Source organism: Paenibacillus sp. USDA918EY (assembly GCF_009870825.1).
Classification (GTDB): Bacteria; Bacillota; Bacilli; order Paenibacillales; family Paenibacillaceae; genus Paenibacillus_AQ; species Paenibacillus_AQ albilobatus.
In genome coordinates, this window is the sequence record NZ_WTWY01000006.1 from 19,284 (window position 1) to 34,741 (window position 15,458).

The window sequence follows — 15,458 nt, forward strand, 5'->3', positions numbered from 1 at the left end:
AAGCCGTTGCAGAATAAGCTATCATCATGTTACAACGGGCAACATGACTGTCTGGAATCTCAGATCAGTTATGAAAAACTATATCGGTTGGGAAACAATATATAGATGAAAAGAAATCGGCCCGTTTCCTAAGGATAGGCTGATTTCTTTTCATCTATAAACCGGGGAATTGGTGGTTATTCCACCTTTCTTAACGATGACCAGGTCGATCCCTCATCTTTTGTTATATACATTGCCGGGATAAAGATCGAAAGTCCACCCTTCTTCACCATTAAGCAAGACTGGGAATAATCATCCGATAGAAACTATTGACCACCTGTTAATCAGGTTTTATAAGGTTGCGTAGTATTTTCAACTACCTGTGAGAAAGCGAACATAACAAAAACAGGTCAATCATGGTGGTATCTGACCATAATTAACCTGTTTGTAAACGCTATCTGTAATACTTGATGCATCTTTCTTGGAAAGGGATTCGATCATCGAGCAGCAATTCTTCTTGCAGTAATTTTGTTATGTTCTCTAACTTTGCAATGAATAGCGCATAAAAGTCGCCCGAATTTGGATATGAAAATAGTCCATACCCCTTTGGTGACAGTATTTTGTTAGCCTCTCTGATCTTATCCGGTAAAAATTCATAGTCATACGCTTCTAATTGCTCAAGTTCTTCCTTTGCTGCTAATTCAATGTGATGGGCGAATTCATAGTCCAGAATAAAATTAACGATCTCTTGATACTGCTCACCTTTATAGTCAACGTATAAAAACTGTTTCGTCTTCAGTCCAAATTTTAACAGGTCTTCGTATAGGTCATAACTTCCTTCATCCTTCAAAAACTGTTCCAGATCCTTGTTATCAGGGAATATGAGCTGTGCTATTTCTTGATCTTGCATACTTGACCCCTCCCTTTATTGAAACAACTTCCCATGCTGGTTAGGAATATATTCGGGATAGTTTTTACGATAAAATTGATCGATCATCTGAAGCGCGGGATCCCCTTCAGGGTATGGCTCAGGATCTCCAAACGCCATTTTCGCTTCTGGAGTATTCATTAAAAAATCATCGAAGTGTTCAGGAATCGGCAGACCCAACTTTCTTCTAACATGAATCAAGAACAAGATTTCAAATGGATAAAATCCGTATCTAAAGTCACCAAATTCGCCCAGCTGACCGATTTCAGAAGCTAATGCAGAATGATACTCGGACATTTTCGAAATCAAACGCTCTATTTCCAGCAGATCACCAGTGGACCACCGTTCAAGCGCTTCATCATAAACGTCTAGCTCATCAGGGATTGAGCCGCATCGCAGTCCATCTTCCTTAAACTTGTTTTTTACGGCCAAATGCAATTTTTTATTTGTTCCCATGATGGTTTTATTTCTATACTGTAGATACAGCTCAAGCAAAAACCAGACATGCCTGTTCTCTTCATTAGCATCCATTAAATGTCCGCCGAAGTGGTGAGCCATAAAATCATATAATATATTTTCTTCTTTCTCCCACCCATACATTGCAAAATGAACTAATGTGATAACGACTTCTCTAAACGAATATCCCAAGATCATCTCAGGATACTTGATTGTGTAGAGATCCTGCCCCATGCATTGGTAAAATACGACCTTCTGCATGTTCTTTAATCCTGCTGGATTGTTTCCGCCACTGATTAATACATCGTGTTTCCATTGTGACAAGTAATATGAGAAAATTTTGCTTAAATTTATTAATAGTACGTGATCTCTCTCTATGTCATTTTGCTCAACGATTTTCTCAATCTTGCTCCTACTGATACTATACTTATTTTTAACATCTTCAAATTTGATCCCATCCACGAAATTTTGGCTATATCTTTTAAAAGCCATTTCTAATTTTTTTTGGTTTATCATGATATCCTCCCCAACAGTTTGTTACTCATACCGCGGACAGCATGTGGTTGCCCTATATCGTTGATTTTTGCTATATACAAACTCCGATACGGCTGTCATCACCAAAACTTCACTGCCCTCTGTTTCCGATTTGCTACTGAAGCTAACTTTTTCGGATTTGTTACCTAATTAAAAGCGATAACTGGATCGCCAATTACCGCTTTTCAATGTTAATCAACTGTGGGTTAAAATGTTACGATAATTTTATTATTGATTATCGTTTTAAAGTTGGAATAATTCCATCTACCAGTTACTGTAATTAGGCATATCTTCTGAATTGATTCAGTCAATTAATTCCGTCTTTTCTCCCGTTAAAAGAAATTCTTTAATTGCTAACCATGCTTTTTCCAATGGTAAAAACCAATCCCACCGAAGCATACCATTCCTCTGAAGATTCTACAAACTGATTTAATGCTGAAGAATCTTCTAATGAAAGTCATTCCTCTCTAACTCTTCTATTTTCTATAATCAAATATTTAAGATAAATTCCATGCTCAGCATTGGGAAATATTAAAAGGGAACGTCCTCCCTTTTTATCATCATAAATATCTATTGTCGCAGTACCATTTCCTTGATGCCAATAATCAGGAGAATTATCAATCATATTTTCTCGTAAATAATCCATATTTGGATTTTCAATAATAGATCCGTTAGATGATTCAAATACAATTTTCATGCTTTTCCCCCACGTACCTTCTCTATTTTATAGGAATTTAGATAATGATTTTCCGTTAAACTTTTTACCCCATCCTCTATTTTCCTCGATAGTTTCATTAAATATTTCAGGGAAATAGTGAAGGTATTTAGTATTGTTCTTCATATTTATCCTCCGATACGGTACAACATTTTTATCGGCAAAACATTGGACAATTGATAAATGTGCGGATCAAATTCCTTTACATTGGTCCTACCAACGCAGGTGTATTCTACAATTATAGCCAACCCGTCTCGTCATCGAAGGTGATCTTCAGCGGGGAGACTTCCGCTTGCGATGTTAATCACGGTCGGCCTATTTTCGAGCTCGCTTCCGTGCTCCATTCCAAAATACCGATTGTTCGGGTTCCCTGTTTTTTGGCATCTGTCTCAGTTAATTCGCACGCATCCGATTCGTTAATTAAACTGACACCATCCAATCACAAACCATCACTCCTGGCTTCAATCGATTCATTCTTCGCACCCTTCGGATGACTATTTATGGCATGAAAAAAAGGGCTTATTCCTACCCATTTTTCATGTAGAAATAAGCCTTTTCGAAGTTTATTTGTGAGTTGAACGATCTTATCGTTGGGGTTATGAAACCAAATCTACACAAAATGTTTGCCATACCCCATTGGGTAGCCGCTCTATGTTACAGGATTTTAGATAATGATTTTCCGTCAAACTTATTACCCCATCCTCTATTTTCCTCGATAGAAAAACTCAAGAAGGGATCAATGCTCGGTAAAGGAAATTTGTTTTCTATCATGAATTTAATAATTCTATCCAAAGATTTCAGACTGCTTTCACCATATCCTTCGATTACAGTATAAGCATGACTGATACCAAGTTCATAGATATAACGTAGCAAAATATCTATTGATTCATCAACATTCTGATATAAGTTATATAAATATATGAACTCCTCTTTACTCAGTCGCTCAAACTCTTCCTCCTCATAAGTTTTAAATTCCAGTAAATTCTCAGGAATTAATTCAACTACTATATCATTCCAGTCATCTAAATACTGTATGCTTGTAAAATCCCATAAGTAGTTTAAAATAATCTTCCAATCATTGAGATCATATTTTAAGGCTATAAGTGCGTTCTCAAAACAGCTAATTCCATATGCAACTCTACCTCTAAATGAAATATTTTTAAATTTTTCCATATTTCATCGTCCTCCTTTTAACCATCCTGTTAGTGCATCAGCAACATTTCCTTTGAACGTAAACGTACAGTTTTCACAAGCTATTTTTGCCACTCCAAACTCATTTGAAGTTGTTTTAATGGTGTATAAATACAAATCACCCATATTAGCACCATTATTAAGAGCTTGATTCACTGCGTCTACTTCTGCACAATTTCCTATAGCGTAGTCGTTAAGAGAAGCTTCTGGCAATAACCCTGCTTGGTCTTTGCTTCCAAATAACTTAGGGTTTTTTACATCTCCACTAAGCTGAACACCTTTGTTCATTCCATAATAATATGTTCCTGTTCCTGCGTCATAAGCTACTGAAGCTGTATTAAAATTATCCAATTTTCTTTTTGAAGGAGCTAGACTTTTCTGCATTTTGGACCATTCATTAACAGCATCATTTAATTCTTTATCAGAAGGTAACTTAGGTTCACCTGTCGTCCTAGCCCTACTCTCTTCAGCATTTTTATAGAACAGAGTGTCATCAAATTCATCGATAGGCCGGTCTACTCCCGGACCACCTTTGCTCTTTTGACTCTTTGAAGAATCAGGTTTAGGACCAGTATACGGATCATATGTCTTACCCTTTTGAAATGCCCTCGACAAAAATTTCGATACCGGGCCACTGAGGGCTGAAAATGCTCCGGCGAATAATCCTCCGGTCATTCCTGCGTTTAGTGCACCACTTAAAGTAGGCGTGCGGCCGTTGATTAACTCTGTCGTTGTATAATCCGTATATCCACCGGCAAATCCAATCCCTACTCCGGTTGCCAGTTGGGCCGTTACTTGGCTAGTTGTTGCAGGCATCAGCGATGAAGTCAATGACCCTCCGAACGGGCCGAAGATCGCGCCGCTTATGGCTCCTACTCCTCCACCTATAAGGGCGCTTTTTAAGTAATCCCAACCGCTGCTCATTTCTCCTCGTGCAATATCACTGGCAGCCGTGCTTGCAACAGCTCCAATAGCCCCACATGCTGCTCCAAAAGCTGCTGCAGCCAATACTGCTCCCGCACCAAATGTCGCTACGGAAACGGCCACCAAAGCAACGACCGCTACGGCAGCGACCACAATCCCAAATATTTTCCCCCAACTAAACTTCGGCTTTGGTTCCGGTGGTGGCGGCGTCCATGTCGCGGGCTCGTCGTCATATTTCGGATAGCTCGTCCGGTCGGATCCGTTTTTGTTGATCAGATCCCCCAGGAAATGGTATTCGCTTTCGATCGTAAATCCGCTCAGCTTGCTCAGCTTTTTGGCTACGATCAGGTTCGGCGCCTTGATGACGATCTTTTTCGGGGTGTACAGCGAAATATCCTGCCCCGCATTGATACTCAGCTTCTTATGGCTGGTCAGCGTCACGCCCGTCTCGTCATCGAAGGTGATCTTCAGCGGCTCGGGGCTTCCGCTTGCGATGTTAATCGCGGTCGGCGTAATTTCGAGCTCGCTTCCGTGCTCCGTTCCAAAATACCGGTTGTTCGGGTTCCCTGTTTTCTGGCAGCTGTCTCCGTTGGTCCGCACGCAGCCGGTAACTTTCGCTTTGCCCCCGGCATCGTCTGGAAAGTACAAACTGGCGTTGGTCCCCACCTTCGGCATGCAGTACATGACGTTTCCCGTCGGTGGGGCGAACGGAAACCAATATGCCGCCGATTTGGACTGCTCCCGGTCGATTTCCAGGTGAAGCTTGACCTTTTCTCCCTTGACATCCAGCACTTCGCCGTTGATCGTGATGCCGATAAGTTTTTCGTTATGTATCCGGTTTTGTCGAATGCCTTCTTTACGGGCCAATCGGTACGTGTATAAAAAATCCCCTTGGGTCATGGCCGCTTTCACTTCGCCGATGACCATCGTTTTGTCCCGGAACCGCACTTCATCCCCGATGCTGTATCGCGTCCCGCTGCGAATCTCGTAATTGAAAAAATCGGTATGATGCAGCCCGGACGATGCTTCGCCTGCCTGCCGGTAGGCCATCAGGTTTTTGCTTGCCGTATACGGCATGTTTTCGGGCAGCTGGATGCGGTTTCCTCTGGGAACGCCGATATATATTCTTGGCTTTGCTTCCAATATATCACTTATGATCACGGTTTGAAAATGGCTTGCGATCCGTTTCAGCAGCTCCCAATCGGTCTCGTCATACTGCACGATCGGCTCGCCGATTCGCTCTTCTTTTCCAACGAGATGAATGACGTCCGAACCGCCGTAAGAGCTTAGGACTTGCTTTACCAAAGCTCCGTACGTCATGTTGGGGTCCTGAAAGGAACGCCTCTTCTTCCGCACATCCAGCAAAGACGTGCCCGAACTTGCTTCAATTTCGAGCTGGTATACGCCGCTGCGGTGAACCGTCCTCACACTGGAAATGATCCCTCGAAAGATCGTATGTTCACCGCTCGTTCCTTGTTCAAGGACCTGAATGGCGTCATCGGCGGTTGCCTTCAGCACGGCATTCGTTTGATCCTTCTCGTCCACAAGCCCGCGTACGATCAGCTTCCCATGCTCGTTCGGCGCCCAATTCAGCTCGACATCCTCAATGCTTTTCAACCGGTAAGGGGATACGATCCTTAATTGCTCGTAACCTATCACTGCCCGTCAGCCTCCGTTCGCATAATCTCTCATGCTGTCCGCTACCCTCCGCTTATGCTCGTTTTTTTAAAATCACTTCGGACCCGCTACTCTTCCTGCTGCCCATTGCTGGCGAATTTGATCGTACCGCCCAAAGCGCAATACAATTCCGATTCGGTCGTCAGGGCGGACTGTCCGTCCACTTTGACCTTCGTTTTGGTTTTGGACCAGGATGTACCGAGCAATTTCGGCAGGCAAGGTTTGCCTTGAATTTGCTGGCCGTCCATCGAGATCAGATAGATCGTTTCTCCGCTCTCATTGCTCGGGTGATTGCAAATTCCGAACTTCGAAATGTTGACTTCCGGTACGCAATCGAGTTCATTCATCATCGGTTTGCCGTTGACGTACGAGCCGTGACTTTCAGGCAAATTCAGCTTTCTTGAATGCGACCCGCAATCGCAAAAGATGTCGGCTCCCCGCACGACGTAAAACTGCTTGTCCATGCTCTCCAGGCTCCTTTCAAAATTCCGTTATAATCCCCCATTCGTGTCTCATTCCATCGCTGCCCGTTTCAGGCGGATCCCCGTCAAATCCCGGCGCAGCAAGCTTTCCGCCACGTCCAAACGTACGACAATCAGCGGCTGTTCGCTTTCCTGCACTCGAAAAATGCGTTTGCCCGCCACTTTTTCTTTTTGTAAAATCACTTTTTTAATCACGCTGCGATCCAAATTGAATTCGCTATTCGGACTTAACGCTTCGACTTCATCAAAAATCGGCAGGTAATACAGATGCTGCTTGCCGTGCGCCAGGTCCATCAGCGGAATGTGCTTGAATATGCACGCAGGTTCGTACATCTCGATGACGGGCCGAAAACGCTCCGACACCAGAAAAAGCTGGCTGGCCAGCAAATCCAAATAGTCCGCATCGGCGGCCGCCTTCACATGAAAAATCGTCGTATCCGCCAAATGGTGGGCGCGAAGCCGGTTCATGTGCCGGATATCGATTTTTTGCCGGAGATCTTGCAGCACGGGAATATTCGTATACCGCTCATCCTGCTGCAGAATAAAATAGTCCATCATTCTCCCCCCGCTTCATCCCCGCCGCCCTCGGCTTGGAACAAAATCTCGCTTTGATCCCTGAATTCTCCCGCCAAAATGCATAATGTCGGCTTTTGGCCCATTCGCAAAAATCCCTCGCCTTCCAGGATCGAAGGCACCAGTCCCCGCATGAATTCAATCGCAAACAGATGGTATCTGTACGCTTCGATTTGCAAAATCCGCTCCACGTCCATGGCAGAGATTTTACGCGCGTAGTTCGATTTCACGTTGTCAAGCGCAGCGATTCTCTGAAATAACGGATTAAATATAAAATCGGCCTGCCACTGCACGACACACTCCGAAGGATCGAGAAACCAGCGTTCGTCCAAAACATCGATCCGATAAACGGCCTGATGTTCCATGATACTCGTCCTCAATAAAGACAGATAGATATACTGGATATCCCCCTTAAGCTGCTGCTCCTGAAGATGGACGGCCTGCATGCAGGCCGTGTCCACCGCTTTTAAAAACCCTGCCTCGATTTCCGCTTGATTCTTTTCATAATGCTCGCCTATCGCCGCAAGATCCTCCTGCCAGCGCTCGAGCACATATTTTTCAAGAAAATCCCCTAACGCCGCATCCCGATCCATGACAGAACTCATTCGATATTCACCCGGCCTCCGCTCATGGTCACCTCGTCCTCGATCCGCATCGAGGCGCCGCCTTGCACCAGTTCTACGCCCGTATCGCCTTGAATCATGATTTTGGCCCCGCCGGTAATTTCGATATCTTCCATCGCGGATAAGGAGATTTTTTTGTCGCTGTTAATTTCAATCCCCCCGTCATCGGTGAGCTTCATTAACAACTGGCCGCCGCCGATGATTTCGACGGAGCCGGGTTTAAACACGATCTGTTTCCCGTATTTCGTGCTGATGCTTTTGACCGACGGGTCGCTGCGTTTTTGCGGGTCCGCCGATTCCTTATCGACGGAGCTGGCGGCAAAAGCGTGTTTTTCCTGTTCATCCGGAAAATATAAACGGACTTCATCGCCAACCTCCGGCATGCAGTACCACCCGCTTCCATCCGGCGAGGAATACACGGTCGAATAAGGGAACCACATCGCTTCATGTACGGGCTGATCCTGGTCGATGTTTAAGCCCAGCTTGACTTTGTCCTTGGCCACATCCAGTATTTTTCCGAACAGCGAGGTTCCGGCCAGCTCATAGCGGTACTGTACCGGGCACAACAAACCTTTGCGGTCTTTCAGCTCATACTGATGAATCAAGAGGTCATGCTCCAGCTTCGTCTCGACCCTGCTCACGTACATGGTGCTCCGTTGAAATTTCACCGCGCTTCCGAGTTCCAGCCATTGATGGCTTGTGACGGAATAGCTGATGCTGTTGTGCTCATGGATGCCGTCCACGCCGTTTTCCGATTTCGTCTTATACTCTTTCAGGTTTTTGTGGATCGTATAATTGTGTTCGCGCAGCTCGCGGGGTTCGCCCAGGTCCGGAATACCGATAAAAAATTTCACGCCTTCGCCGGAACTCATCGGAATGAGGGGCGCATGGAAGTGGGAAGCCAGACGTTTTATGAAAGCCCAGTCCGTTTCCTGGTATTGAACGATCAGCCCTCCGATGTTTTTGCCTTGCGAAGCTTCATCGATCATATCCGATTTGGGGTAGCTCGCCATCACCCGTTTGAACAACTGGCTATACGGCATATGCTCGTTTTGGAATGATCGGCTTTCCTTGCGAAAATCCATGGTGATCGTGGAACTATGAGCTTCGATCGTCATCGTTCTGACATCGCGTACGGCTTGGACGGACATGTTGGTAATGACGCCTTGAAACAAGGTGATTACCTTGTCTTTATCGCGCACCGTGACCCGAATCGTATCGTCGGCTTCGACCTGTTCCACATACTTGTCCAGCATTTCTTCGGATACGACCCCGCTGACCGACAGCTTGACGTGCTCGCCAACCTGCTTGACCAGACGCAAATCCGTAATCCGTTCAAAACGATAATGGGATACCGAAATGTCCGCAGATGAATAGATGGTTTGGCTCATGCCTGATCCTCCTTCTCTTCCTGAATGACCGTGACGGTTCGAATGACCTGGTACGCAATGTCCCTCCAATCGGCATATTCCTCATAACGGCAGCAAAAAGTTCCCATTAAAATTTGGCCCTCCAGCTCCAAAAAGAACATGATGTTAAACAGGGAACCGTCAAACACGATGCTTTTGAATTCAAAAAAGCCGATCGGCTTGCCGTTCACCACTTCAACCCCGCTCTCGTAAAACACGTGGGAAGGGTTGGACTTTTGGATCATCATTTTCATGCCGCTGGTCAGCTCTTCAACCATTTCGTCCTGGAGCTCATGATCGATCCGGTTGAACGTGAAGTTGGTGCTGCCTGACGCATCGCTTTGAATAATTTCCGGCCGCTGCTCATAGGGGTATTTCACGGAACGCGCCTGCTGCGGCATCTCTTCAAAATCCTTCGGCAGAAATACCTTCAGCTTGTCCTCGTAGAAGGCTTGCTCCGTAAATTCGAAGTACCTGCCGCCGATTTTGACAGGTCCGTCGCAAATCGAATTCGGGCTCATGGCTTGCTCCGCTTCGTTAAGAAATTGCGCAATTTTCTCATCCATAAATGACATTGCGGTCTCCTCCTCTGCCGTTTTGCAAGATTTAATCCACTATCATCCTCTGGCTTGCGCCCAGGCCCATCCCCATCCGGCTGCTGCCGCGGGCATGTTCGAGAATCCGGGCTAAATACTTATGTATTTCCACGTTGCCGTAATCTTTGTAGGCGATGCCGAGACGTCTTGCGATGTAATGCAAAATCACGTCCCGGCTGACGGTGCCTTCGTTCAGGCACATCATGGCGAACACCATGTCCTGCGGATCGGCGCCTCCCCTCCCCAGCATTTCCTCCGCAAAACGCCGCATGATGACCGGGGACAAGGTGCTTTTGCCAAAGGACGCGATGCTTACATGCAGCACATTGACGGTGTTATATTCGGTGGCCATGTCCTGAAAATTTTGATAGTCCTGGCGCAGCCTTGCGCCGTCCTTCAGCTTGAAGCGGCAAAGCTCCATTTCGGAGGAGCGCGTCTCCAGCTGTTGATCCAGCACAATCTCGCTGCGGAACTCTTGCCAATCGCTGTCTTCCCGGCCCTCCTGAAAACGGATTTTGACCGCGCTCTCCCGTCCCGTTGCCATATACGAAAGGGCCGCCGGCTGTTTCATGATGTATATTCTTCCTTGGTGCTTGACGATCCCGGGTGCAACGGTCAGCGAATCCGTCCCAACCGAGATGCCCGCCCCCGTCACGATGCCGTCCGTATAATCCCGGTAATAGACGTCGGTAAATTCACGCGGGAAATCCCGCAAATTTTCCAGCATCGCCGTTTTTAAGATCCGGCCTTTGTTGAATTTCGGTGCGATATGGGTGAACAATGGCATCCCCCTTTCCAAATCCTATGGAGAACATTCAGATGTACTGCCCGGCAATAAAAGTTGAATCCGATGATTTTACGAATGAAGACAACCGGGCGAAATGTGCGCGCCTGTTGACCGAAAACGATATATTCTCGGATGCTTAATCTTGCGGATGTTGCGGTTGTTGCGGGTTCTGCGGATACTCCGGGTATTGCGGATATTGCGGGTACTGAGAATATGGCGGGTACTGAGGATATGGCGGATACTGCAGATATTGCGCTCTACTCATCTCAAGAACCTTTTTATCGACCACATAAGTATTCGCAATCATATCATGAAGAGCTTGTTTGTGTTTGGTAAACGCCGCCATGATAAAACCAATGTCAAAAGTTAATACCGAGACGATTTTGCTCCAATATCTTCCGGCTGCACGACCAAATGAAATTCTCCTATAGTGCTCATCTACGACGATAATCCCAAGCGCCCTTTTGCCAAGCGTCCCCTGTAATTTGGAAGATTCCAAAACCGCATAATAAAGCCAGACGGCAGAAATAATGCATAACAATGAAATAATATAGGGTACGCTGACCAAATACCGTCCGTATTCAAATGCTTTAATTAAGAAAAAACTATCGAGCAATATCCTAATTAATCCAATCGATATAACCAAAAAGTATAAGACAGTAACGTCTAATATATGGGCAATAAGTCTCCTCCAAAATCCCGCGTACATTTTTTCGTCTCCTTACTCAGCTCATCTTGAAATTCTTGCAAGAATCCCTCCGGCATAGAATTGCCATATTTTATATTTCCGGACTGACAAACCGGTCTACAACGCCTTCACAGCCTTGACACTTTGCATTCCGGCATCCAAGTTCGCATCCCTATCAGTCAGATACTTCTGAAACTGCTTTTGATTCACCACATAGGTCTTGGCGATCTTATCGTGCAGCGACTGCCTGTATGGAGTGAAAAGCACCATGATATATCCCGCGCATAGGATCAGGCTCGAAAGCATCTTGCTCCAAAATCTGGCGCTCGCCTTGCCGAAGCTGAGCCTTTCGTACATTTCGTTTACCACGATCAGGCCCACCCACTTTTTTCCCCAAGTAGCTTGTCTTCGGGAAGATTCCATCAAAGCGAAATATAGCCAGCAGAAGATTAGAATCAGTATTAGCGCCACATTTTTGGATATATCAAAATCAATAACATGTTTCAAATCTTCTATACTTGCACCTTGGTTCAAAAGATGTTGAGCATAAATCCCGCGGATACGGTAAAAAGCGGATTTCAGCACGAAAAAAATGAGCCATACCACAATCAAATCAAGACAATAAGCCAAAAGGCGTTTCCAGAAACTTGCGTACATTTTTTCTCCTCCCATGGATCGGATGAATCAATATCTTTCAAAGTCAGCCTTCCTTTTCGCCAAAGCCACGTTTGCTTGAGTGCAGCTTTGATCTCCGATCCGGGCGCTCAGCAGCGATATCAATTCGGCGATTCCGGTCATGTGTTCGGAAAGGCGGATCGTTCCCCGCGGACTTTTCAAAATGAATTGCCCACCGAAGAACCGGGTATGTTCCACGCTTGTAATCTCTTCATATTTCAGCATTCTTCTGCCGTTCCAGCGTCTAACCTTGATGGAGGACTCCCCTGCCTCTGCTTTAAAGCTCAAAACACCCGGCAGGAATAAAGTGAAGAAAACAGCGATTACAGCCAACAAATAGACGAGCTGTTCCTCATCAGGCGAACTTTCGGTCATTAGCGACATCACAAGCGCTAACCAACCTGCAAGGCATCCGCCAATGACAAGAACGATCCAAAGTACCGGCTTCTGAAAAACCAACTCGCCCGAAGCACCCCGTTTGGCCGGTTTAAAAGGTGTTCCCAAAATTTTTTTGACCAAGATCGTCATGAAACGCCAATTCATGGTTATCTCTCCTCTTTCTTGTACGGCTATCTCGTCCCGTCAAAAAAATCCAGCTCCGACTGATCGCTTTCGAACGGAAACAGCGCTTTATGTCCTAACAGAAGTCCCTCGTCCAGGCGCGCGATCGGCAGAACGTGAAAGCCCCAATGGTTGTCATCCGCAAAGACGAAATATTTCGTCTCCCCGTTGACGATGGAGTCGGTGTCATCCTGCGGGATTTTATCGCCATAGGTGGCCTGGATATCGACGTATTGCACCGGCTTATATTGATCGGTTCGGTTATGGTACACGTAACTATGACGGAGGCTGCCGTCGCTGCCGCGCAAGAGGAACTCGACCTCCCGCGTCTGGAACGGCCGCGAGATGGAGCCCAGCACGAGGTTGCTTCGTTCCAGGCTGCTGATCAGCGCAAGCTCCCGACGGTCATGGGTATGCGAGCTGACCGTATACGGAATGGCCGCCGCCTGTTTCGTTATGCTCGTCTCGATCATGCCCGATTTACGGGCATTCAGATAACGAATCGCCCCGCGCAGGCAGGCGAGCTTCAGCTCCGGCACCCGGCCTTCCATCGGCTTCTGCCGGAATTCGATGCTGCGTCCCGGCACGAATTCCTTCAAGGCCTCCCGGAATACGTCGATCCGGCAGGACTGGCCGGTCAGCTTGATGATCGAATATTCACCCAGCACGCCGCTCCGGTAGAAGCCGTCCAGAAATTTGCGGACGACCTCGTAAATATCCGCTTTGATGAGCTGCGTAATTTCCTTGATGTTGAATACGACGTCGGGAATTTCGTACTCATCCTTCAGGACGCCGCCGCGAAACACCGATAGAAACCAGCGTTCCATCGGCGTGATCTGCAAATCGTTGTCCGATCCCCCGCCTTGCTCCGCGAGGAACCGGTTCCGCAAAATGCCGGTTTTCCGGAAAAATTGCTCCTTCATCCCCTCGGCGATCTCCCAGAGAAAATAAAAATTGCTGCGCACCCGCAAATATTCGTCGCGGGAACGGTTCTCGTAATGGGCGAAGGCCGTAGGAATGACCGCCTCGGCCTCGCGGTAACGGCGCTCCAGCTTGGAATAAACCGCTTCGACGCCCTGCTCGTCCACCTCGCGGAACAGGTCGTTGCCGGGGATGTCGATCAGATCATCGATATCGGTGACCCGGTGTTTGCCGCCTGCATAATAATCGGCGAACGCGATTTTCATAAACTGCATGATCCGGTATGTAATGTTGTTGCCGCCAAAATGGGTATCCCCGTTTTCGTACGTCGCGTCCAGCTCGATCCGGTACGACATATGCCCGTCCTCGATGCGGAAACGGCAGGAGGACAAGTCCGTCGTCCCTCCCCCGCAGTCGATGACAAGCGCATGATAATCGACGCCTTCCATAAAGCTGTTCCGCTCGATTCCGTCCGCAATCGTGTTGTACAATACCGCCATCCCTTCATCCAGGGCGTCCTCCTGCTCGATCCGGTATTCCGGCAGCAGCTCCGCGAACATGTCCAGGAACGGGGCTTTCATCTTCACCGGGCTGGTGAAATACAGGTTTTTGAACTTGCACTTGAACTGGTGCTCGGCCATCCGGATCACGTATTTGATATAAGCGCGAAGCACTTCGCTCCGGGACACCGTCGCGGTGTTCCCTTCGCTGTCCATGACCTCGACCTGTTTCCTGAAATCGGTCACCCAGCGCTTCAGCCCTTGAAAGACGGTCGCCCGGCTGCTGTAGCTGCTCCGGCGGATTTGGAGCAGGGCCTCGTACCCGAACTGGTAGCTGACGGATGAAGGGTCGGAGCAATCCGCGACGCTGACCGCCGTCGGCAGCGCTTCCGTCCAATCGGGCGTTTGATAGGCCGGATCCGGAAACTTTACGAAATTGATTTCATTGATCCGAATTTGACCGCCCAGCACATCTTGTCCGCCCGAGGTTTTGGCGTATCCGGGATATAAAAAAGCCCCCGCCGTCGTGTTCGATGTGCCGAAGTCGATCGCCAGCACGGCATCCGTCTCCTGCAGCTCGCGGATGTCCAAGTCGGCCAGCGGGATTTTGTAATATTGGATATGTATGGGCGGCAGAGCCTGCTCTTGATAATAGGTTTTGAACACGTATTCCGAATCCCGTTTGCGGAGGAACAGCAGGCTGTACTGCCTGTTGGCCGTCCGTTTCCACTCGACGCCGTGATGCGCGGCCAAGTAATAGCCGCCCGATGCCGCCGCCTCGTCCTTGCAAAGATTAAAAATGCCGCACAGCTCCATCCGGTCGTTCACCAGCAGCGCATTCCCTTCCGCGAACCCGGCCGGCGCCTGCACTTTGTACCCGTCCGCCTTGTCCACCGCAATGCCGGGGTAAACGACGATGCGGGCCGGAACGCTGATGCCTCCGTCCCCTCTCAGCGGGGCTTGAAAATATTTGCGGAGGATGACGCTCACCCGTTCGTATCCGCCTTCACAGAAACGGCCGATGAACATCCGCTCGTCCGCGCCCAAATATTTCAGGATGACGCGGATCGTCTCTTCGCGGTCAAGCCCGTGACTCAATCCTTCGACCAGACGTTCGCGATAACAGATGTTCCGCAGCTGGAATGTCGTCATTTCGTTCAGCTCGTCCCGCGTGTAACGGACCTTCCCGCGCACCCGCTCCTGGCCGGTGGAATCGGTATACAGTTTGAATCCCCTCAT

General features: G+C 47.6%; 15 protein-coding genes. All 15 read right to left on the minus strand.

The window, feature by feature from the left end:
* Positions 1–433 precede the first annotated feature (433 nt).
* The 15 genes from GQY55_RS13920 to GQY55_RS13990 all read right to left on the minus strand — a co-directional run bounded on the left by GQY55_RS13920 (position 434) and on the right by GQY55_RS13990 (position 15,458).
* Positions 434–889 carry a DUF6630 family protein gene (locus GQY55_RS13920; protein WP_160042353.1) on the minus strand — a complete coding sequence of 152 codons (456 nt, stop codon included), beginning with the start codon at positions 887–889 and terminating at the stop codon, positions 434–436.
* Positions 890–904: 15 nt separating this feature from the next.
* The gene (locus tag GQY55_RS13925; RefSeq protein ID WP_160042355.1) at positions 905–1,879 is read right to left on the minus strand and encodes a hypothetical protein; all 975 of its coding nucleotides are present in this window, start codon (positions 1,877–1,879) and stop codon (positions 905–907) included.
* A gap of 475 nt (positions 1,880–2,354) precedes the next feature.
* Entirely contained in the window at positions 2,355–2,594 is a 240-nt protein-coding gene (locus tag GQY55_RS13930) for a hypothetical protein (protein ID WP_160042357.1), read from the minus strand.
* Between the two features lie 672 nt (positions 2,595–3,266).
* Complete coding sequence (locus tag GQY55_RS13935) at positions 3,267–3,785, minus strand: hypothetical protein (RefSeq protein ID WP_160042359.1); 519 nt, start codon at positions 3,783–3,785, stop codon at positions 3,267–3,269.
* Positions 3,786–3,788: 3 nt separating this feature from the next.
* Entirely contained in the window at positions 3,789–6,386 is a 2,598-nt protein-coding gene (locus GQY55_RS13940; RefSeq protein ID WP_160042361.1) for a contractile injection system protein, VgrG/Pvc8 family, read from the minus strand.
* An 86-nt stretch (positions 6,387–6,472) separates the two neighbouring features.
* Entirely contained in the window at positions 6,473–6,868 is a 396-nt protein-coding gene (locus GQY55_RS13945) for a DUF4280 domain-containing protein (RefSeq protein ID WP_160042363.1), read from the minus strand.
* 48 nt (positions 6,869–6,916) lie between these two features.
* Positions 6,917–7,441 carry an imm11 family protein gene (locus GQY55_RS13950; RefSeq protein WP_201452157.1) on the minus strand — a complete coding sequence of 175 codons (525 nt, stop codon included), beginning with the start codon at positions 7,439–7,441 and terminating at the stop codon, positions 6,917–6,919.
* Positions 7,441–8,064 carry a hypothetical protein gene (locus GQY55_RS13955; RefSeq protein WP_201452158.1) on the minus strand — a complete coding sequence of 208 codons (624 nt, stop codon included), beginning with the start codon at positions 8,062–8,064 and terminating at the stop codon, positions 7,441–7,443. The genes GQY55_RS13950 and GQY55_RS13955 overlap by 1 nt, the downstream gene beginning before the upstream one ends.
* On the minus strand, positions 8,061–9,473 hold the full coding sequence (locus GQY55_RS13960; protein WP_160042367.1) for a contractile injection system protein, VgrG/Pvc8 family: 1,413 nt from the start codon (positions 9,471–9,473) through the stop codon (positions 8,061–8,063). The genes GQY55_RS13955 and GQY55_RS13960 overlap by 4 nt, the downstream gene beginning before the upstream one ends.
* A complete protein-coding gene (locus tag GQY55_RS13965) occupies positions 9,470–10,066 on the minus strand; it encodes a hypothetical protein (protein WP_160042369.1) in 597 nt (198 codons plus the stop codon). The genes GQY55_RS13960 and GQY55_RS13965 overlap by 4 nt, the downstream gene beginning before the upstream one ends.
* Before the next feature lie 31 nt (positions 10,067–10,097).
* Positions 10,098–10,868 (minus strand): DNA and RNA helicase, encoded by a 771-nt coding sequence (locus GQY55_RS13970; RefSeq protein ID WP_160042371.1) that lies wholly within the window; start codon positions 10,866–10,868, stop codon positions 10,098–10,100.
* Positions 10,869–11,010: 142 nt separating this feature from the next.
* Positions 11,011–11,583 (minus strand): RDD family protein, encoded by a 573-nt coding sequence (locus tag GQY55_RS13975; RefSeq protein WP_160042373.1) that lies wholly within the window; start codon positions 11,581–11,583, stop codon positions 11,011–11,013.
* Between the two features lie 96 nt (positions 11,584–11,679).
* Positions 11,680–12,234 carry an RDD family protein gene (locus GQY55_RS13980; protein WP_236575606.1) on the minus strand — a complete coding sequence of 185 codons (555 nt, stop codon included), beginning with the start codon at positions 12,232–12,234 and terminating at the stop codon, positions 11,680–11,682.
* A gap of 12 nt (positions 12,235–12,246) precedes the next feature.
* The gene (locus GQY55_RS13985) at positions 12,247–12,780 is read right to left on the minus strand and encodes a hypothetical protein (RefSeq protein WP_160042377.1); all 534 of its coding nucleotides are present in this window, start codon (positions 12,778–12,780) and stop codon (positions 12,247–12,249) included.
* Between the two features lie 26 nt (positions 12,781–12,806).
* Positions 12,807–15,458 (minus strand): molecular chaperone, encoded by a 2,652-nt coding sequence (locus GQY55_RS13990; protein WP_160042379.1) that lies wholly within the window; start codon positions 15,456–15,458, stop codon positions 12,807–12,809.

Excerpts from the sequence above, each read along its gene's own strand:
- GQY55_RS13955 (WP_201452158.1), bottom strand. The coding sequence starts at position 8,064 with ATGAGTTCTGTCATGGATCGGGATGCGGCGTTAGGGGATTTTCTTGAA.
- GQY55_RS13980 (WP_236575606.1), bottom strand. The coding sequence starts at position 12,234 with ATGGGAGGAGAAAAAATGTACGCAAGTTTCTGGAAACGCCTTTTGGCT.
- GQY55_RS13925 (WP_160042355.1), bottom strand. The coding sequence starts at position 1,879 with ATGATAAACCAAAAAAAATTAGAAATGGCTTTTAAAAGATATAGCCAA.
- GQY55_RS13985 (WP_160042377.1), bottom strand. The coding sequence starts at position 12,780 with ATGAATTGGCGTTTCATGACGATCTTGGTCAAAAAAATTTTGGGAACA.
- GQY55_RS13965 (WP_160042369.1), bottom strand. The coding sequence starts at position 10,066 with ATGTCATTTATGGATGAGAAAATTGCGCAATTTCTTAACGAAGCGGAG.
- GQY55_RS13930 (WP_160042357.1), bottom strand. The coding sequence starts at position 2,594 with ATGAAAATTGTATTTGAATCATCTAACGGATCTATTATTGAAAATCCA.
- GQY55_RS13975 (WP_160042373.1), bottom strand. The coding sequence starts at position 11,583 with ATGTACGCGGGATTTTGGAGGAGACTTATTGCCCATATATTAGACGTT.
- GQY55_RS13990 (WP_160042379.1), bottom strand. The coding sequence starts at position 15,458 with ATGAGGGGATTCAAACTGTATACCGATTCCACCGGCCAGGAGCGGGTG.
- GQY55_RS13945 (WP_160042363.1), bottom strand. The coding sequence starts at position 6,868 with ATGGACAAGCAGTTTTACGTCGTGCGGGGAGCCGACATCTTTTGCGAT.
- GQY55_RS13960 (WP_160042367.1), bottom strand. The coding sequence starts at position 9,473 with ATGAGCCAAACCATCTATTCATCTGCGGACATTTCGGTATCCCATTAT.
- GQY55_RS13935 (WP_160042359.1), bottom strand. The coding sequence starts at position 3,785 with ATGGAAAAATTTAAAAATATTTCATTTAGAGGTAGAGTTGCATATGGA.
- GQY55_RS13920 (WP_160042353.1), bottom strand. The coding sequence starts at position 889 with ATGCAAGATCAAGAAATAGCACAGCTCATATTCCCTGATAACAAGGAT.
- GQY55_RS13950 (WP_201452157.1), bottom strand. The coding sequence starts at position 7,441 with ATGGACTATTTTATTCTGCAGCAGGATGAGCGGTATACGAATATTCCC.